Genomic DNA, 19,518 nt, shown 5'->3' with positions numbered 1-19,518 from the left:
TTGTGACTCTACCCTGATCGCAACACAACAGTGCCGCATTGTTCTTTTATGCCAACCAGTAAACGTCATTGGTTAGTACTATATTTTGTTAAAAATTCTTCACCACTCAATGGATTGCCATAAAAGTACCCTTGCAACCAATCGCAACCCAAACGATGTAAGGTATCTTCTTGAATCTGGCTTTCTACACCTTCCGCTACCACTGATAGACCTAAGCTCTTTGCCATCATAATAATAGCGCGGGCGATCTCGTAGTCGCTGGATTCATCACTAATATCGCGTACAAATGATTGGTCAATTTTTAATACGCTAACCGGCATCGACTTAATTTTGCTTAATGATGAGTAGCCTGTGCCAAAATCATCTATCGAGAACTCCACACCCATATTGCGCAGCAAATGGATCTGTTGAGTTACTTCGGTAATGCCTGACATCATTAACGATTCGGTTACTTCCAATTCCAACCATTGTGGATTGAAATTTAGATCGTCTAATATTTTTGCCACGCTTTCTGCAAAGCTACCATTGATTTGAATGGCGGATACGTTAACGGCAATTTTCTCTAGGTTTAATCCTTGGTCACGCCACGCTAAAAATTGTTCGCATGCTGAGCGTAAAACCCATAAACCTAACTCCATAATTAAACCGCTGGTTTCGGCCAGGGGAATGAATTCATGTGGTGAAATGAGCCCGCGAAGGGGATGCGGCCAACGTAAAAGGGTTTCTACGCGCAGTGGATTTGATTCATGTTTTCGGAACTGAGGTTGATAGACCAAGCGGAAGTCATTTTGAACTAAGGCATCACGTAAGTCTTTTTCGAGCGACATGCGACTATGTATGTTGCGGCTTAATTCTGGCTGGTACATCCAGCTGCGATTGCGCCCCAGTTCTTTTGCTTTATGCAAGGCGACATCGGCATTGCGGATAAGTGCATCAACACTTTCACCATGCTGTGGAGCGACACTGATGCCCGCGCTAGCGTAGACGCTGAGTAAATGGCCCTGCAAAGAATAGGGTTGCGATATAACATTGAGTAGCTGATCGCATTTTTCATTAATGGTACTAGCGTCATCAACTTGGGTTAAAACGACGATAAACTCATCGCCCCCTAAGCGTGCGCATATATCGGTGTCGCGCAGATTTTTAGTTAGCCTGTGAGCGACATCTTTTAATAATAAATCGCCTACGGCATGGCCGATGGAGTCATTTATTTCTTTGAATTTATCGAGATCAATAAATAATACGGCAACTGTTTTATTACTGCGTTTGGCTAATTGCAGGGCGTAGTCTAATTGTTCGTTTAATAAAATACGGTTAGCTAAGCCGGTGAGCACATCGTGATGTGCCATGTGCTCTAAATTTTTCTGCGCCTTTTTACTTTCGGTAATATCGCGGCTCATGCCAAGAATGCCGGTGCATTGACCGTCTTTCGAATATAACGGCAATTTACGTGTTTCGAGTAATACTGGACGACCTTCAGCATTATGCAGCCATTCTTCGTGGATGCACTGGGCACCGCGCTCAATCGTCTCCTTATCCCTTTGGCTGGCGAGCGCTGCGGTTGGGCTGTCGTAAAAATCGGCATCGGTTAAGCCGTAAATTTCTTTGGCGGAACGGCCGATAAAGCGGGCGCAATTTTCATTGCAAAGCCGATAGCGACCTTCGGTGTCTTTGTAATACACCATGTCAGGCTGCGAATCGAGGATATTACGAATGAGCTCAGTATGCTCTTTTAAGCGTTGATCGCTTTCTTGGCGTCGACGAATTTGGCGCCAATAAAAAAAGACAACAGAAGCCCCCAAGATCACGATGGTAAATAGCAAAACCAACAAATCGGTGGGTAAGCTGTTATTTCGATCACCGTCGGCTACTGACGCGCCGGTAAATAAAGACCAGACGATCAGTAGCAGAGCTAGTGGGGCAAACCAGCGACGTAAATACACGATTTACAGAATCTCGATTTCATTGCCGCGAGCTTCTAACCACGATTTACGGTCTGGCGCGCGTTTTTTGGCAAGTAACATATCCATCAGCTCGTTAGTGCCATCGCCGGGCTCAATTGATAATTGAACTAAGCGCCGAGTATTCGGATCCATGGTGGTTTCGCGCAACTGCAGTGGGTTCATTTCACCCAAACCTTTAAAGCGTTGAACGTTGATTTTGCCGCGTTTATTTTCGGCTGCAATGCGATCTAGCACGCCCTGTTTTTCGCTTTCATCAAGGGCGTAATATACGTCTTTACCAATGTCGATTCGGTATAGCGGTGGCATGGCAACATAGACATGGCCGTCGGATACCAGCTTACGGAAGTGACGTACAAATAAGGCACAAAGCAGTGTGGCAATGTGCAAACCGTCGGAGTCGGCATCGGCAAGAATACAGACTTTGTTGTAGCGCAGACCGCTTAGATCGTCGGTACCTGGATCAATACCTAAAGCCACGGCAATGTCGTGTACTTCTTGCGAGGCCAAAATCTCAGTGGAATCGACTTCCCATGTATTTAAGATTTTGCCGCGCAGGGCCATAATCGCTTGGAATTCGCGATCACGAGCTTGCTTAGCCGAGCCACCGGCGGAATCACCTTCTACCAAAAACAGTTCGCTGCGTTCGGTATCTTGGCCACTACAGTCGGCAAGTTTGCCGGGTAGCGCTGGGCCTTGGGTAATCTTTTTACGCGCTACTTTTTTCGATTTACGCAGGCGCGTTTGCGCACTGCTAATCGCCATTTCGGCTAAGCGTTCGGCTTCAGCGGTATTTTCATTCAGCCATAAAGCAAAGGCATCTTTCACCACACCCGAAATAAACGCCGATGCTTCGCGTGAAGACAGTCGCTCTTTGGTTTGACCAGCGAATTGTGGATCACCTAATTTTGCTGATAACACATAAGAACAGCGTTCCCATAAATCGTCAGGCGTAAGCTTAATACCGCGCGGTAGCAAGTTGCGGTATTCGCAAAATTCGCGCAAAGCGTCCAGCAAACCAGAACGGAAGCCATTAACGTGTGTACCACCTTGGGCAGTAGGAATTAAGTTAACGTAGCTTTCTTGCAGCAGTTCGCCGCCTTCTGGCAACCAATGTACAGCCCAATCGACGCCTTCGTGGTTGCCCATCATAGAACCGGTAAATGGCGCTGATGGTACGACTTCGTAGCCAGTCGAGCTGATTTCTAGATAGTCACGGAGGCCATCTTCGTAATACCACTCGGCGCTGTCTTCGGCATTCGGTGCAGTAAACTTAATGCGTAAACCCGGACACAAAACAGCTTTAGCGCGTAAAACGTGCTTGAGGCGCGCGACTGAGAAGCGTGGTGAGTCGAAATACTTAGGATCAGCCAAGAAGCGCACACTGGTGCCGGTGCGTTTTTTCGCACAGGTATCCACGACCTGTAATTCCATGGCTTTGTAGCCATCTTTAAAGCCGATACGTTGTACTTGGCCATCACGCCAAATGGTGACTTCTAACACCTGTGATAGCGCGTTCACGACAGACACACCAACCCCGTGTAAACCACCGGAGAATTGATAGTTGTCGTTTGAGAACTTACCACCCGCATGAAGCTGCGTAAGAATCAGCTCAACACCTGAAACGCCATGTTCAGGGTGAATATCCGTGGGCATGCCGCGACCGTCGTCGAGTACCGTCATGGAGCCATCGCCATGCAATGTGACGTCGATAAGGGTGGCATGACCGGCTAACGCTTCATCGACTGAGTTGTCGATAACTTCTTGCGCTAGATGATTTGGTCGGGTGGTATCTGTGTACATGCCCGGACGTTTTCGTACCGGGTCTAGGCCGCTTAATACTTCAATAGAAGATGCGGTGTATTGCTTTGACATTCAGACCTCAGCCAGCAATCCATAGTGCTTGTTTTCCGCAGAGTATACCGAGGACCCGCCACTTGTGCAGCTTGTGTCGAGGATTCTGCACAATTGGTCAGTTGAATGGCGTGCCATTCAGGCGGGTTAAGGGTATTTAGGGCTTTAAACAGCGACTTATATGGTGAAAAATTTGTGGTAGTCGTTCAATGAATCGTTCGAAACTATGATTGCCTGCGCCTTCAAGCCAAGCTGGGCTTTCTCTGTAAAGCTGCGCAGCGTGACGATAGTCGAGGGTTTCATCACCGGTTTGTAGTAATAGCAGTAAGCGCTCAGGATGCATAACGGTATCGACATTTAATCGTCTTAGCTGGTCGAGATGTTCGGTCGTCAACTGATGTACTTCGCCGGAATAATAATGGGTGTGTGGTCCAAGGTAATGCTCAAATAGTTCGAAGGGACGCACGGCTGGATTCACTAGCACGGCGGGGACTTGATGTTGCTGCGCCAGCCATGTGGCATAGAAACCGCCGAGTGAACTACCAATAAGAAAGACTTTGGGATAGTAAGATTGGAGCGCGGTTAGGGCGCTATTGGCAACCTCGATTGCATCCGTTGGAGCAAAGGGCAAGGTTGGAATGCTAAGTTGTTGAGCATCGAGATGCCGCTCGAAATAGCGCCTTAGCTCCTGCGCTTTCTGTGATTGCGGTGAGCTTAAAAAGCCGTGCAAATACAAACAACCGAACTGATTTACCTCTGCGGGTAAGGCATCAATAGATACAGCTGGCATAGCGACTAGTATCCGGTTTGCGAATGATCTACTTCAAAGTGAACGCCTTTCACGCGCTCCACGCCGGTATCGAATTTGCCATCGGGGTATAGCTCAAACCAACGATAGCCCGGATTTTGATCGTCGAGGGCGAAGTCATCTGAATTTGGTTCAAACTGAATGCAGGTTGAGGGCGTTGCCATCAGACGAATACCATCTTGTACGCCTTCTAATGCCTGATGGACGTGACCCCAAGCCACACCACGAACATTATTGTGGCGGCCAAGTAGCTGCATAAATTCGTGGCTGTTGCGTAATCCAATCGGGTCGATCCACGCGCAATTCATCGATACTGGGTGATGGTGCAGACAAACAAGTGTGTGAAGGTCTGGTTCTTCAGCAAGAGTGTGGTCTAGAAACTCGAGTTCTTCTCCCGCTAGTTCGCCAAATACGGCTCCTTTAACTTGAGAGTTGAGCATAATAACTTGCCAGTGTTCACTACGAATCACACGTTGTAAGTGTTCAGTTCCTTGTGCCACTTTGCTCATAGCGATCGACTCGTCGTGATTGCCGCGTAGCCAAAATGTAGGGCGTTGAAAGTTACTCATTACATCGTGTAGGTGTTGGTAGGATTTCTCACTGCCATCCTGCGTAAGATCTCCCGTAACCAGAAAAGCATCAACCTGTGGGTGCTGTTTTCGAATGCTGTTTAACACACTATCCAGACTTTGTGACGTCGGCATACCGAGCAGGCGACCGTCGTCCGGGCCTAGCAAATGCGTGTCGGTAATTTGTATTAGCCGCAGCGGCCCGTTTGTCGTTAGCGTGTGCAAGATATCCTCCAGATACCCTTTGAGTCAGCGCTTGATAGTAACAAGATTCAGACTATGGGTATCGGACACGGTTCACAAATTCTGCGATGAACTCGCGTAAAACACGATCCGGAGCGGTTAAAACGTTGGGGTAAACGAGAATGGAATGTTGACGTGGCCATGCCGTAAGCAGTGGTCGAGCCAATCAGCAAGAAAGCGGTTGAGCTGCACTTTCTCATCCGGGAGACGCATTTGTGGATTCGGATATTGATAGCGACCATCAAATCTATGTTGATTTTGATAGCTAAGCACTTCGGCCATGCTGGCGTCGTGATATAAGCGAACTTGCATTGATGGAGGTTGAATCCATGCAGGGCTGAGCCCTTCTTGGACGACTTCAAGCATGGTGGTGTAGGGGTGCTGTTCTTGCACGCGAATACGCACCTGCGCACGGTTCTCGGAATCCGAGGTAATGGCAAATATACGCTCGCTACCCGCTTCACTATTGGGAAGAAGCTTTAAAAATCGCACATAATTAGCTTCGCATAGGGCAGCTAATTCTTGTAGATCAGGCACGTAGCGTTTACGAATCACGATATCCTCATTACCTTCAATGTTTGTGAACACCTTATTTTGTTACCGTTGGTCAAGCAGCCTATCGAATCCCGGAATCGCTTACTAGTGACAGAATGAATCGAACTAAGCAATGTCTTCCTTAGCCTTTAAGTGTCTATAGCAAGACAAGCCAACCTTGGTGGCGGTTACGGTCTGGTCATGCATTCATGATGTATCTTTAGCCATTGCAGCGCAATAATAGTGGCCGCATTATTGATCACGCCAGCATCAACAGCTGCCCAAGCGTTAGCAAACGATAACGTTGTTAAGCGAATATCTTCGTTTTCTTCCGCTAGGCCGTGAATCCCGCCAACATCCTTGCTGTCGATAATTCCACAGTAAAGTTGAACCCTTTCACTGGTGCCACCCGGAGATACCCAATAGCGACAAATAGGATGTAATTTTGTGAACTGACATCCAGCTTCTTCTTCTGTTTCTCGGGCGGCTACGTCTTCGTAGCTTTCACCCTCTTCAACCATCCCTGCCACCAATTCCAATAACCATGGGGAGCGTTCATCGGCAAGAGCGCCAATACGGAACTGCTCGGTTAGTACGACGCAATCACGCAGGGGATCAAATAGCAGTACACATACGGCTTCACCGCGTTCAAAGAGTTCGCGCTCGAAACTATCGGTCCATTCACCGGAAAAGGTGCGATGTTTAAGGCGAATTTTTTCAATGGCAAAGAAGCGTTTAAACAGGATACTACGATCTTCAACTACAATATCCCTCGCATCAAATGTGGTGGGTATTTCTGCCATGCTTGACCTACCTATATTACTGAATAAGAATGTAAAACCCGACGGCGACAGCACTCAGTGTTCTTAAATGTGGAACAATCCTCGCCGGGTAGATTGGATTTTTTCTGGTAGAATCCAAATACTCTATTTTTACACCGCCCGTTGCGAAAGGCACTAGTATGAAAAAATTGCTTTCTATTACCTCAGCCCTGCTAGCGTCTACCCTTGCTAGCGCGGCTGACCTTAGCACCATTTATGAACAAGCGGCCAGTAATGACCCCGAAGTTGCCTCGGCGCGCTCTTCCCGCGAAGCGGATGACTACAACGTCATGATTGCTCGCGGTGCTTTGCTACCCAAAGCGCAATTGGACTACAAAATCACCGAAGTCGATACTGAACTAGAGCTCGATTCTGGTATCGATCTTTATTACTGCGGTGTGTCTGGCCCTGACTCATTGCAGTGTGGACGCGCTCAATCGGGCTCCACAGAGAGTAACTATCGTCAGAATCAGTTGGCTGTCTCTGCAAGCATGCCGTTGTTAAATCTAAACAGTTGGTATACCTACCAAGCTGCCCGTTCTGGCAATGCCGGTTCCGATTTAACCTTACAGCTGGCTGAACAACAGCTGTTGTTGCGTACTGCTGAAGCCTACTTCGATGTACTGCGCTCACAAGACAATCTTTCGACTGCCAAAGCAGAAGAAAAAGCAGTTAAGCGCTCACTTGAGCAAACGAAACAGCGCTACGACGTTGGCTTGATTGCTATTACTGAAGTGTATGAGGCACAAGCGGGCTACGACTTAAGCTACGTGAATTTGCTAGGACAAGAAGCGGCGCTTGAAATCAGCTACGAAGCCATTGAAAACTTAACCGGTGAGCGTTACGAAAGCGTTGCCCCGTTGCTTGAGAAAGTATCAATGGAAATGCCAGAACCTACGGATGTAAACGAATGGGTTGATTCTGGCCTTGGTAAGTATCCTGGTATTCTATTGGCAGAAAGTGGTCGTGAAGCCGTGCGTTTGCAACGTAACGCTGCTCGTTCGAATCACATGCCAACGGTTGATTTGATCGCTTCTTATACCGATTCTCGTCAAGATTCTATGGAAACTGGTAGCACGACAACGGCTGTTGGGGTGCAAATTTCGGTACCATTGTTAGCGGGTGGTTCTCTTTATGGTCAAAGTAAGCAAGCAGCATTGAACTATGCCGCTGCAGATTATGATCTAGAGAAGCAACGTCGTGATGTTAAGCAAAGCATTCGTAGTTTGTATCACAAGGTTCGCACTGACGTGCTGAACATCAAAGCGCGTAAGCAGGCTATCAAGTCGGCTAAGAGTGCGTTAGATGCAACAGAAACGGGATATAAAGTGGGTACTCGTAATATCGTTGAAGTATTGGATGCGCAACGTAACCTCTACCAAGCACAGCGCGATTATGCGAATGCCCGTTATGATTACATCATCAATTTGCTGAATCTTAAGTTCTTTGCCGGCACCTTGAATGAGCAAGATATTCAAATGCTGAATACTTGGTTGGAAGCTTAACTTAGACGCTAAAGTCTAAAATTAGGGATAAAAAAACAGCGGCTTAGCCGCTGTTTTTTTATGTCTGCGAGCTGGCTTGGTGATAGGCCTAGAGCCGCAAAAATCCAGCGGCTATATCACTTAAATGCTCAACGGCACCGCGATTCGCATCGACCGTTTGCTGAGCATTGCGTCCCATTGCAGCGCACCGCTCTGGATCGGCCAAAAATGTCTGTAGACCCGCTAACAAGCCGTCATCAGCATCGACTACCGCAAGCGCTTCTGCTTCCACTAAGGTGTCCACAATTGCAGCAAAATTGGTGTAATTAGGACCAATCAACGTCGCTTTACCTAGTGCTGCTGGTTCAATCGGATTGTGCCCACCGCGTTCGATTAAGCTGCCACCCATCAGCACCACATCGGCGGCGGCAAGTAACTGCAGCATCTCGCCCATACTGTCGGCGACATATACTTGGGTTGTTTTTGTTGCTGGGCCATTGCTGCGGCGTTGCACTCTGAGTCCGCGACTGCGTACAGCATTGGTCACTGCCTCGAAACGTTCTGGGTGTCGTGGTATCAGCATCAGTAGCAAATCTGGACAAGCTTTAAGCAGTTGCGGATATAAGTCTAAAAGACGTTCGTCTTCGCCAGGGTGACTCGAGGCTAAGGCCAGTACTCGACGTTCGCTTCCCCACTGTCGCCGTAGCTCTGCTCCTTTAGCGCTAATACCCGCAGGAACCGTTACATCAAACTTAATACTGCCGGTGACATCAAGTTTGTTTTCCGCCAGCCCCAAAGCCAAAAAGCGCTGACCATCGTCGGCATTCTGAGCTGCCACTAGGCTTAATTGGCTTAGCATCGGCCCGGTTAGTTTGCTGAATTTTTGGTAACCCTGCGCTGATTTTTCGGATAAACGTGCGTTTGCAAGCATCACAGGTACTCGGTGCTTGGCGCAGCTAGCGAGTAGATTAGGCCATAACTCGGTTTCCATAATAATCAACAAGCCTGGGCGTAACTTATTGATAAATCTAGTTAAAAATAATGGAACGTCGTAAGGCAAGTACATGTGGAATACGCTTTCGCCGAATAACCGTTTCACCTGCTCTGAACCTGTGGGTGTCGTGGTGGTAACGATCACGGGTACATTAGGATGTTGTAGCATGAAGCGGCGCACTAGCGGCGCTGCGGCTAAGGTCTCGCCAACCGATACGGCATGAATCCAAAGTCCATTTGCTGCTGGACGATGTGGGATTATACCAAAACGCTCGGATATGCGTTGACGATAGCCGGGATTTACTCGACCACGCCACCATAGACGAGCAACAAAAATCGGCAGTAATAAAGTATAAAGCAGGGTGTATAAGTATCGAGGCACGATAATCCAAATCAAGACAGGCGACGGGAGCCAAATCATAGCACAAGCCAATGCGAGTGCTTATATGCCTAGGTAATGAAACACTGAGTAGCGGAACTGGCTGGATCAATATGCTAGAATGTCGCCTTTCAAAATTCGTGTGAAGTTAACGATGGATGTAACCATTCCCGATTTTCATCAAGCCCGTGTTTTGGTGTTTGGTGACGTAATGTTAGACCGCTACTGGCAAGGGCCGACCTCTCGTATATCGCCTGAGGCACCAGTGCCTGTGGTTAAAATTCAAGATATCGAAAATCGCGCTGGCGGAGCTGGTAACGTCGCTCTCAATATTGCGACTCTAGGTGCAGGCGTTGATTTGCTGGGCATTACTGGTAACGATGAAAACGGTGAAGCTTTAGCTGATCTCTTGGCAAAGTCGGGCGTAGATTGCGGCTTTTTGCAGCATCCTTTGCACCCTACTATTACCAAATTACGCATTATTAGCCGTCATCAGCAGTTGATTCGTCTCGACTTTGAAGAAGCATTTGATGCCACTGACCTAAGCAATTTGTATGACGATTTCGATCAGCGAATTGAACGTGCAGGTGTGATTATTTTGTCGGATTACGGAAAGGGTGCACTTAGTAATCCTCAGCGCCTAATTGCGGTTGCGCGTGCGCAAAATATACCTGTTTTGGTTGATCCAAAAGGTACCGATTTCGAGCGCTATCGCGGTGCGACTTTAATTACCCCAAATCTTAGTGAGTTCGAGGCCGTTGTTGGTCCGTGCTTAACCGATGAGCAATTGGTCGCTAAGGGGCAGGAGTTAATTCAGCGTTATAATTTGCAGGCAGTATTAGTGACGCGTAGCGAAAAAGGCATGACGCTGATAGAGCGCGATGCAGAACCTTTCCATCTACCCACGCGCGCCCGTGAAGTGTTTGATGTTACCGGTGCCGGCGATACCGTTATTTCGGTATTAGCGGCGTGTTTAGCGGCGGGGCAAAGTTTTCAACAGGCAACGACGTTAGCCAATACTGCGGCTGGTGTGGTGGTTGGTAAGTTGGGTACGGCCACCGTGACGACTGAAGAATTACGTCGTGAACTACGCAGCGAGAGTCAGCAAGGTGCTGGTTTATTCGATGAAGAATCCTTAATGGCTTTAGTGCAAGAAGCGCGTGCGCGTGGCGAAACATTAGTCATGACCAATGGCTGTTTTGATATTATTCATCCCGGCCATGTGCAGTATTTAAAAGAAGCCAAAGCATTAGGTGATCGGCTATTAGTCGCGGTTAATTCTGACGAGTCGGTAAGTCGTTTAAAAGGGCCAAGCCGACCAATTAATACCATTGATCATCGCATGGCGGTATTGGCAGGGTTGGAAAGTGTTGATTGGGTAGTTCCTTTTACAGAAGACACGCCTGAACGCTTAATTTGCCGAGTATTACCTGACATCTTAGTCAAAGGTGGCGACTATAAAATTGAGCAAGTTGCCGGTGGCCAGTGCGTACAAAAAAATGGTGGCGACGTTATTATTTTAAGCTTTAAAGACAACTGCTCTACTAGTGCGATTGTAAAACGAATTCAGGAGACAGAAGCATGATTATCGTAACCGGCGGTGCGGGTTTTATTGGCAGTAATATTGTAAAAACGCTGAACGAGCAAGGCCGTACCGATATTATCGTTGTCGATGACCTGAGCGATGGTAAGCAGTTTTATAATATCAGCGATTGTGATATCGCAGATTATCTCGATAAAGACGATTTTCTCCAGCGTGTGCAGTTAGACGATGGCCTGCTTGATGACGTTGAAGTGATTTTCCACGAAGGCGCCTGTTCTTCCACTACCGAGTGGAATGGCAAATTTATGATGGAAAATAACTACGAATACTCCAAAACCTTACTTCACGCATGCTTAGAAAAAGGCATCGCTTTTTTGTATGCGTCGAGCGCATCTGTCTACGGCGGTAGTGATGTTTTCAAAGAAGAACGTCGGTTTGAAAAGCCATTAAATGTTTATGGCTACTCTAAGTGGCAGTTTGATCAGTACGTGCGTCAATTACAACTGAGCTATCCCAATAACGCCTTTCCTAGCCAAGTCGTTGGCTTCCGTTATTTTAATGTGTATGGGCCACGCGAGCAGCATAAAGGCTCAATGTCATCGGTTGCTTTCCACTTTAATAATCAATTAAAAGACAACGGTATCTGCAAGCTGTTTGGTGGCAGCGGTGGTTATGGTGATGGCGAACAGCGTCGCGATTTTGTTTTTGTTGGTGACGTCGTCAAAGTCAATTTATGGTTCTGGCAAAACCCAACACAAAGCGGCATCTTTAATTTAGGCACAGGTAACTGCCAGAGCTTCAATGATGTCGCGGATGCCGTGATTAAGTGGCATGGTGAAAAAGGCCTGCAAGGCAGTAAATCGTATACGCCATTTCCCGAACATTTGAAGGGCGCATATCAAAGCTTCACTGAAGCCGATATTAGTGCATTGCGTGCTGCAGGCTATACCGATGCATTTGCCAACGTAGAACAGGGTGTGTTCGCCTACTTGGACTGGTTGAATGCCTAAATCTTTACTGATGCCCCAGCACTGGTTCGTGTGGCTGGGGTTGGGATTGCTGCGCGCTATTACGTTTTTACCTTACGCTTGGCAGTTAGCGATTGGCCGCGTTATTGGTTTGTTGTTGCATAAAGTTGCTAAAAGTCGCCGCCGCATTGCTGAACGTAATATTGAACTTTGCTTTCCGGAAAAATCTGAACAAGAGCAAGCGATACTGGTGCGTCAGATTTTTATTGATAACAGTATTGGCTTAATGGAAACCATGATGGCTTGGTTTCGTGCTCCAGATTATCTACTTGATCGTACTGAGTTCATTGGCTTTGATCAGGTTAAATCCCACCTGGCTGAAGGTCGTGGTGTGATGCTTTTAGGCGCTCATTACTCAATGCTGGATTTGGCAGGTTCTTTAACGACGAATATCTTGCCGGTAAGCGTGAGTTATCGCCCTCAAGATAATCCTGTCATGAATTATGTCATGGAACGCAATCGAGATCGTTTATATCAGCAGTGTTTTACCCGTAAAGATATTCGCGGATTTATTCGAACGCTGAAAAAAGGCAATGTGCTTTGGTACGCCCAAGATCAAGATTTTGGACGTAAAAATAGTGTGTTTGTCGACTTCTTTGGTGTACCTGCAGCAACTATTACTGCTACTTCTCGAATAGCCAAGGCCGGCAACGCGGTCGTTATTCCGATGACCTATTTTCGGAAAGAAGATAATAGCGGTTATGTACTAACCGCTTATGATCCATTACCAATCCCTAGTGACGATGAAGTCGAAGATGCACGCGTAGCAAATGCTTTTTTGGAGAGCAGACTGCGTGAACATCCTTCTCAGTATTTATGGCTACATAAGCGCTTTAAGACGCGGCCTGATAAAAATGAGAAAAAAGGTAAGATCTATCAATGACGGTTTTAAAAAACGCCGCTTTAAGCTGCGTTTTTTATGCTGACTTCAGCGTTATGCTTTAGAAAATAAGGTCAGCAGCCAAGCAATTAATAACAGAAATGAGATTGACTGCCAAAACGCAACGGGATTTCTTTCCAGTAACGGTGGTTTTGTTTTAGTTAAGAAGGTTTTGCTAGGGTGGCGTAAATCGTAAACAAACTCAGATAAATCTTCATAGCGTTTGTAGGGGTTGACTTGTACGGCCTTGCGGATAGCTTCGTCGATCCATGCAGGAATTTCGGAGTCATCGGTAATCAGTGATTGATACTTTAGTTTGTTTTGTGCCGTTTTACTTCTAGCTTTAGCGATATTCGAACCATAAGGTAACTTGCCTGTTAGCATCTGATAGGTGATCACACCTAATGAAAACTGATCGGAATATACCGTACCATTTTCACCTAAAAAATATTCCGGTGCGCTGTATTGTGCTGTGCCTAAAATTAATGGCTGGTCGACAGCGCTTTCCATCTCTTCTAAACCGGCTACTAAGGTGGCACCAAAGTCGATGATCTTCACCGTGCCGCTTTGGTCAATCATGATGTTATCGGGCTTTAAATCTTGGTGCAGCATTTCTAAACGATGGAATGCCCGCAGTCCTTTAGCTATTTGCTCAACAATGTCGCGCACGTCATCTAGATTCGGCTTTGGGTTGTCACGTATCCATTGGGCAAGATTTTTCCCTTCTATGAATTCCATCGCCACATATAAAAACTGTCGTTGGCGAGTATTGGCAATGGGCTTTAGTACATGAGCACTGTCTATTCGTTTAGCAATCCATTCTTCCATTAAAAAACGTTCTAAATAGGCGGGGTCGTTACGCAAATCGATTGAAGGAATTTTAACAATCACCCGTTGGTCAGATTCAATATCTCTAGCCAGAAATACATGGCTGCGACTCGTAGAATGCAGACCACGAATAATTTCGTAGCCATCGAATTCCATGCGAGCATCCAGCTCTGGCGGGAAAGGTAAGTCGGTAATTTGCAGTTGAACTTCGTTGAGACCTTGATCAGGCAAATCGTCGATGCGTAATATCTGAATCGTGAGGTTGTCATCACTCTTGTTGGCAAGAGCTTTATCGACAATTGTTTGAGCGGCTAAGTCTAAGTTGTCGCCATTCTGTTTTATGATGGCAATAATATCATTGGCACTGACGAACTCATGCACTCCGTCGGTAGCTAAAATATAAATTTCGCCTTTGCTTACGGCAAAATTCTGATAGTCGATATCCAGTTGCTGGTCGATACCGAGCGCGCGGCTTAAATAGCTTTTATCTTCTGATATCCACAAGCGGTGGTCATTAGTCAATTGTTCCATTGCAGTATCGTGTAAACGATAGACTCGGGTGTCGCCAACATGAAGGATATGCGCCGTATTCGATTTTATAACTAAGCAGCTAAAGGTGCAGACATAGCCCTTATCTTTATCATAACGGTACTGGCTCTGGCGTGTTTGTGAGTGAAGCCAAGAATTAGTGGCGTATAAAACCCGCTGCGCAGATTGCTTAACTGACCATGTTTCGGAGGTGCAGTAATAATCGCTTAAAAATCCATTAATGGCTGCCGCACTGGCTATTTGGCTTACGCTGCTGCTGCTAATCCCGTCGGCAAGAGCCACGACGATACCTTTAGAACTCAGCTGGGGTTCTTGTGGTATAGCGACACCATGAAAGTCCTGATTGATGTCTTTAATGCCTTTATCGGAGCATTGTCCAACGGTGACTTTCAGATGCTTTGACATCAATATTTCCCTAAGAAAAAAGCCCCGGCAATAATTCACCGAGGCTTTTAATTACTGTCTTTTAGTTAAAGGCAGGCAACTTTTTTAAGCATTACGCTTTGGCTTAGTCAGTACATGAGTAGTGTATAGAGTTAAGCCAGTGAACGCTAAACCACCAACAAGGTTGCCGATTGCCGTTGGGATTTCGTTCCAGATGAAATAATCAGCGACAGAGAAATCGCCACCCATGATGATGCCTGAAGGGAACAAGAACATATTTACTACCGAGTGTTCAAAACCCATAAAGAAGAACAGCATAATAGGCATCCACATAGCAATAACCTTACCGCTGACAGAAGTAGAAACCATGGCACCAACAACCCCCATAGATACCATCCAGTTGCATAACATGCCGCGGATGAAAATAGTTAACCAGCCATCCACACCATATTGGGCGTAACCTAAAGTACGAGACTCACCAACCGCTGCGATTTTTGCACCAACAGCACCTGGGTCAGTGTTGAAACCCATGGTAAAAACAAAGGCCATCATAAAGGCAACGGTTAAAGCACCGGCAAAGTTACCTAGGAATACTAAACCCCAGTTGCGTAGCACGCCGCCAATCGTTACACCGGGGCGCTTATCTAATAAGGCTAAAGGGCAAAGTACAAACACACCGGTTAATAAGTCGAAGCCCATTAAATACAACATGCAAAAACCGACAGGGAAAAGAATTGCACCAATTAAGAATACGCCAGTTTGTACTGCTACCGTTACGGCGAAAGCCGCCGCAAGTGCTAATATCGCACCTGCCATATAGGCACGAATTAATGTATCGCGCGTCGACATAAAGATTTTTGATTCGCCTGCATCCACCATCTTAGTGACGAATTCCGCTGGAGCTAAATAAGACATAGTCTCACCTCATTGGGTTATTAAAAGTTAGTCAATCGTTAGGATTTCTTAGCTTACAGCCAAAAAAAAGGCGCCCTCTCACGAGCAGAAAATTGCTCGTGAGATGGACGCCGTTATCCAGAATTCTTTAAATTGTAAGAGCCGCCGTTGGCTCACTTGTTAATACCTTTGCATGACCTATGCCATGTTTAAAAATAAGAAAAAACTTGAGAAATTCTTCGAGTTTTTCGCAATTTAAGTCAATATTTCGATTATGAATTTTGTAAGGTGCACCGCTTAAGTGCAGAGTGGATTAGCTGCGCTTTAGATTGGTTCGAATCTCATGCCGTATACATGTCTGATTTTGTCCCTATGACGCATTCGGTAGCAGACTTACAGTTATATGATTTAAGAATAGTTTAAGATAACAACTATTCATTTCATCTATTCGAATCCTCTGCGTACACTCAATGTAATTATTGCTATTCACTAGGAGAAATCGAATGGATTTCCAGCATTCCCCCAAGGCTCAGGAATACATCAAACGCGTTTCTGAGTTCATGAAGAACGAGATTGATCCGATTGAAGAAAGTTATCTGCGCGAGCTGCACAGCCTAGATGATAAGTGGGTTGTACTGCCGATCATCGAGGAGTTAAAGGCAAAAGCGAAAGCCGCGGGCTTATGGAATCTATTCTTTCCGAATGAATCCCACGGTGTTGGCTTGAGCAATCTTGAATACGCACCGTTGGCCGAGATTATGGGGCGCTCGTTCATTGCTTCTGAGATCTTCAACTGCAATGCGCCAGATACCGGCAATATGGAAGTGCTAGAGAAGTACGGCACAGCCGAGCAGCAAGAAAAGTGGCTAAAGCCATTGATGGCGGGTGAAATCCGTTCGGCCTTTTGTATGACTGAGCCCGGTGTCGCGTCTTCTGATGCAACGAATATGGAAGCAACCGCAATTGTTGAAGGCGATGAAGTCGTACTCAATGGTCGCAAGTGGTGGACTACCGGAATCGGCCATCCTAACTGCAAAGTCGGTATTTTTATGGGGTTAACCAACCCTGAAGCGCATCGTCACCAGCAGCATTCTATGGTGTTGTTCGACTTTGACACTCCTGGTGTGAAAATCGAGCGCATGCTGCCTGTGTTTGGTCACTACGATGAGCCGTTCGGTCATGGTGAAATGACATTCGATAACGTGCGAGTACCGTTAAGCAACATGATTGCAGGTCCTGGTCGTGGTTTTGAAATTGCCCAAGGTCGCTTGGGGCCTGGTCGCATTCATCACTGTATGCGTCTAATCGGTGGCGCGGAAAAAGCGCTCGAGTTGATGTGCAAGCGTGCAGTAAGCCGCACGGCATTCGGTAAGCCGATTGCTAACCTAGGCGGCAACCGCGACATCATTGCTAATGCGCGCATGAGCATAGAACAAGCACGCTTGTTAGTACTTAAAGCCGCTTGGATTATCGACAAGGTCGGCGTTATGGCTGCCATGAGTGAAATTTCGCAAATCAAAGTGATTGCACCGAATATTGCGCAACAGATTTGTGATGCCGCAATGCAAATTCATGGTGGTGGTGGTTTATCTGATGATTTCCCGTTAACCGGTATCTATGCTCAGGCTCGCGCTTTGCGCTTAGCTGATGGTCCTGATGAAGTGCACCGTGGATTGGTGGCGAAGTTCGAGCTGATGAAATACCGCAAATATATGGTGGAAGAGTAAGAAGCAAGCGGATGTGGCACAAACGACTCTTAAGGAGCCGTTTGTTCACAGCCTAGAATGCAGACACATTCGTAGGTCGATACGTTCGGCGATAATTTCACGTTAGAGTAAATACATAATGAAATACGTTTTAATTACCGGTGCCGCTAGCGGTTTAGGTCGTGCCTTAGCGCTGCGCTTTGCCAAAGCGGGTGCTCATATTTGTATCGCTGATATTAATGCTGAAGGTTCAGAAGAAACGTTAGCAATGGTCAAAGCTGCCGGCAGTGATGGTTGGATTTATTCTTTGGATGTTCGCAGTCCTGAACAATGGCAAGCGCTAGCTGAAGAAGTGAGTCAGCGTTGGGGCAGCATTGATGTCGTCATTAACAATGCGGGCGTTGCTACTGGAGATCGTATTGATGCCGGTGAGTGGGCGTGGTGGGAATGGATCATCGATATCAATTTAAAAGGTGTGGCTCTTGGTTGTCGCACCTTTACACCTTTGATGAAAAAACAAGGTTCGGGCTACTTTATTAACGTCGCATCGCTGGCCGGTTTAATGGTGGCACCTTCGATGGCATCCTATAACGTGACAAAAGCCGGTGTTGTTGCACTGTCAGAAACTATACATTACGAATTAAAACCGTACGGCATTGGCACTACCGCATTATGCCCAGGTTTCTTCCGCACCAATTTAAATGTGGGAATGAAAACATCTGATCCAGATATGTTGAAATTCGTCGATAAAGTATTCGAATCATCCGCTTTAGATGCTGACGATGTAGCCGATGCAGCTTACGTATCGATGCAGAAAAATGAACTGATTTGCAATCCGCATCCCGTCGGTCGTCGTGCGTATTTTGTAAAACGCTTCCTGCCTTGGATTTACCGTAATCAAATCGGCAAGATGGCTGAAGCATTGAAAAAGCGTGAAGAGCGCAGGAAATAATAATATGTCTAAGGAATATATCGATCAGGCCAAGGCCTTACGCGATAGCGACAGTTTTAATGTTGAAGCGCTAAATACTTGGTTGCAGCAGCAGGTTGACGGTTTAAGCGGTACGCCAGAGGTTCGTCAGTTTTCTGGTGGAGCATCGAATTTAACCTATCAATTGAGTTACCCTGCGCAAGCGGATGGTAAGCCAGTCGATTATATTATGCGACGTCCTCCGTCGGGCCATAAGGCCGCCGGTGCTCACGATATGAAGCGTGAATATAACGTCATGGCGTCGTTAAAACCTGTTTATCCTTATGTTCCACAAATGATCGCTATGTGTGATGACCAAAACGTTATCGGTAGCGATTTCTATGTTATGGAACGTTTGGTTGGTATTATTCCTCGCGGTAATTTACCGAAAGGTATGCAGCTGAGTGCAGAACAAGCACGTGATCTATGCATTTCCACGTTTGATAAATTGATCGACTTGCATCAAGTGGATTACAAGGCAGCGGGTCTTGATTCACTAGGTAAAGGCGAAGGGTATGTGCAGCGCCAAGTTGATGGTTGGACGAAACGCTATGGTAAATCGAAAACATGGAATGTTCCCAGCTTTAAAAAGACCATTAAATGGTTGCAAGAGCATCAGCCGAACGACGTAGCGACGTGTATTATTCATAACGATTTTCGTATGGATAACGTGGTTCTTAATCCAGATAATCCCGGTGAAATTATCGGCGTTCTTGATTGGGAAATGGCAACCTTAGGCGATCCACTTATGGATTTGGGTGGTGCTTTAGCTTATTGGGTGCAAGCCGACGATGATGTGGTCATGCGTTCAGTTCGCCGTCAACCAAGCCATTTGTCTGGCATGCTAACTCGTAATGAAATTGTTGAACATTATTGCCAACGTATGAATCTCGATAAAGCTATGTGGCCTTTTTATGAAGTCTTTGGTTTGTTCCGCTTAGCCGTTATTGCGCAACAAATTTATTACCGTTATCACCATAAGCAAACCGATAATCCAGCCTTTAAGAATTTTTGGATTATGGTGAATTACTTAAACTGGCGCTGTAATCGCATTATCAAGCGCAGCCAATTACCAAAGGCTGGCCATTAA

At 46.4% G+C, this 19,518-nt stretch carries 16 protein-coding genes; 7 read left to right on the top strand and 9 right to left on the bottom strand.

Annotated elements, in window-relative coordinates:
- Window positions 1–65: 65 nt before the first annotated feature.
- The 6 genes from UXZ23_RS04740 to UXZ23_RS04715 form a co-directional block, all read right to left on the bottom strand.
- Complete coding sequence (locus UXZ23_RS04740; RefSeq protein WP_320819490.1) at window positions 66–1,943, bottom strand: putative bifunctional diguanylate cyclase/phosphodiesterase; 1,878 nt, start codon at window positions 1,941–1,943, stop codon at window positions 66–68.
- A gap of 3 nt (window positions 1,944–1,946) precedes the next feature.
- Window positions 1,947–3,836 (bottom strand): DNA topoisomerase IV subunit B, encoded by a 1,890-nt coding sequence (parE, locus tag UXZ23_RS04735; RefSeq protein ID WP_320819489.1) that lies wholly within the window; start codon window positions 3,834–3,836, stop codon window positions 1,947–1,949.
- A gap of 136 nt (window positions 3,837–3,972) precedes the next feature.
- Window positions 3,973–4,605 carry a YqiA/YcfP family alpha/beta fold hydrolase gene (locus UXZ23_RS04730; RefSeq protein WP_320819488.1) on the bottom strand — a complete coding sequence of 211 codons (633 nt, stop codon included), beginning with the start codon at window positions 4,603–4,605 and terminating at the stop codon, window positions 3,973–3,975.
- A 5-nt stretch (window positions 4,606–4,610) separates the two neighbouring features.
- Complete coding sequence (cpdA, locus tag UXZ23_RS04725; protein WP_320819487.1) at window positions 4,611–5,417, bottom strand: 3',5'-cyclic-AMP phosphodiesterase; 807 nt, start codon at window positions 5,415–5,417, stop codon at window positions 4,611–4,613.
- Between the two features lie 117 nt (window positions 5,418–5,534).
- Entirely contained in the window at window positions 5,535–6,023 is a 489-nt protein-coding gene (locus UXZ23_RS04720; RefSeq protein WP_320819486.1) for a DUF1249 domain-containing protein, read from the bottom strand.
- A 134-nt stretch (window positions 6,024–6,157) separates the two neighbouring features.
- The gene (locus UXZ23_RS04715; protein WP_320819485.1) at window positions 6,158–6,772 is read right to left on the bottom strand and encodes an NUDIX domain-containing protein; all 615 of its coding nucleotides are present in this window, start codon (window positions 6,770–6,772) and stop codon (window positions 6,158–6,160) included.
- A gap of 158 nt (window positions 6,773–6,930) precedes the next feature.
- Between UXZ23_RS04715 and UXZ23_RS04710 the strand changes: the two genes are divergently transcribed.
- Complete coding sequence (locus tag UXZ23_RS04710; protein WP_320819484.1) at window positions 6,931–8,295, top strand: TolC family outer membrane protein; 1,365 nt, start codon at window positions 6,931–6,933, stop codon at window positions 8,293–8,295.
- An 88-nt stretch (window positions 8,296–8,383) separates the two neighbouring features.
- Here the strand turns inward: UXZ23_RS04710 and waaA are convergent, their stop codons facing one another.
- A complete protein-coding gene (gene waaA / locus UXZ23_RS04705) occupies window positions 8,384–9,688 on the bottom strand; it encodes a lipid IV(A) 3-deoxy-D-manno-octulosonic acid transferase (RefSeq protein WP_320819483.1) in 1,305 nt (434 codons plus the stop codon).
- 112 nt (window positions 9,689–9,800) lie between these two features.
- Between waaA and hldE the strand changes: the two genes are divergently transcribed.
- Genes hldE through lpxL form a run of 3 tightly spaced genes read left to right on the top strand, consistent with a single transcriptional unit; the run spans window position 9,801 to window position 13,100 of the window.
- Window positions 9,801–11,231 (top strand): bifunctional D-glycero-beta-D-manno-heptose-7-phosphate kinase/D-glycero-beta-D-manno-heptose 1-phosphate adenylyltransferase HldE, encoded by a 1,431-nt coding sequence (gene hldE, locus UXZ23_RS04700; protein WP_320819542.1) that lies wholly within the window; start codon window positions 9,801–9,803, stop codon window positions 11,229–11,231.
- Window positions 11,228–12,199, top strand: coding sequence for an ADP-glyceromanno-heptose 6-epimerase (gene rfaD, locus UXZ23_RS04695; RefSeq protein ID WP_320819482.1), 972 nt, complete (start codon window positions 11,228–11,230; stop codon window positions 12,197–12,199). Before hldE ends, rfaD begins: the two co-directional genes overlap by 4 nt.
- Window positions 12,192–13,100 carry an LpxL/LpxP family Kdo(2)-lipid IV(A) lauroyl/palmitoleoyl acyltransferase gene (lpxL, locus tag UXZ23_RS04690; RefSeq protein WP_320819481.1) on the top strand — a complete coding sequence of 303 codons (909 nt, stop codon included), beginning with the start codon at window positions 12,192–12,194 and terminating at the stop codon, window positions 13,098–13,100. The genes rfaD and lpxL overlap by 8 nt, the downstream gene beginning before the upstream one ends.
- 51 nt (window positions 13,101–13,151) lie before the next feature.
- Here the strand turns inward: lpxL and UXZ23_RS04685 are convergent, their stop codons facing one another.
- Window positions 13,152–14,879: a bifunctional protein-serine/threonine kinase/phosphatase gene (locus tag UXZ23_RS04685; RefSeq protein ID WP_320819480.1), complete on the bottom strand. Its 1,728-nt coding sequence runs from the start codon at window positions 14,877–14,879 to the stop codon at window positions 13,152–13,154.
- Window positions 14,880–14,963: 84 nt separating this feature from the next.
- Window positions 14,964–15,773, bottom strand: coding sequence for a formate/nitrite transporter family protein (locus tag UXZ23_RS04680; RefSeq protein WP_320819479.1), 810 nt, complete (start codon window positions 15,771–15,773; stop codon window positions 14,964–14,966).
- Between the two features lie 482 nt (window positions 15,774–16,255).
- Between UXZ23_RS04680 and UXZ23_RS04675 the strand changes: the two genes are divergently transcribed.
- The 3 genes from UXZ23_RS04675 to UXZ23_RS04665 all read left to right on the top strand — a co-directional run bounded on the left by UXZ23_RS04675 (window position 16,256) and on the right by UXZ23_RS04665 (window position 19,518).
- Window positions 16,256–17,479, top strand: a complete 1,224-nt coding sequence (locus UXZ23_RS04675; protein ID WP_320819478.1) for an acyl-CoA dehydrogenase family protein — start codon at window positions 16,256–16,258, stop codon at window positions 17,477–17,479.
- Window positions 17,480–17,597: 118 nt separating this feature from the next.
- Entirely contained in the window at window positions 17,598–18,410 is an 813-nt protein-coding gene (locus UXZ23_RS04670; protein ID WP_320819477.1) for an SDR family oxidoreductase, read from the top strand.
- A 4-nt stretch (window positions 18,411–18,414) separates the two neighbouring features.
- Window positions 18,415–19,518 (top strand): phosphotransferase family protein, encoded by a 1,104-nt coding sequence (locus UXZ23_RS04665; RefSeq protein WP_320819476.1) that lies wholly within the window; start codon window positions 18,415–18,417, stop codon window positions 19,516–19,518.

Source organism: Thalassolituus sp., assembly GCF_034111725.1.
Lineage (GTDB): Bacteria > Pseudomonadota > Gammaproteobacteria > Pseudomonadales > Oceanobacteraceae > Thalassolituus.
This window is presented reverse-complemented; position numbering and strand designations above follow the sequence as displayed.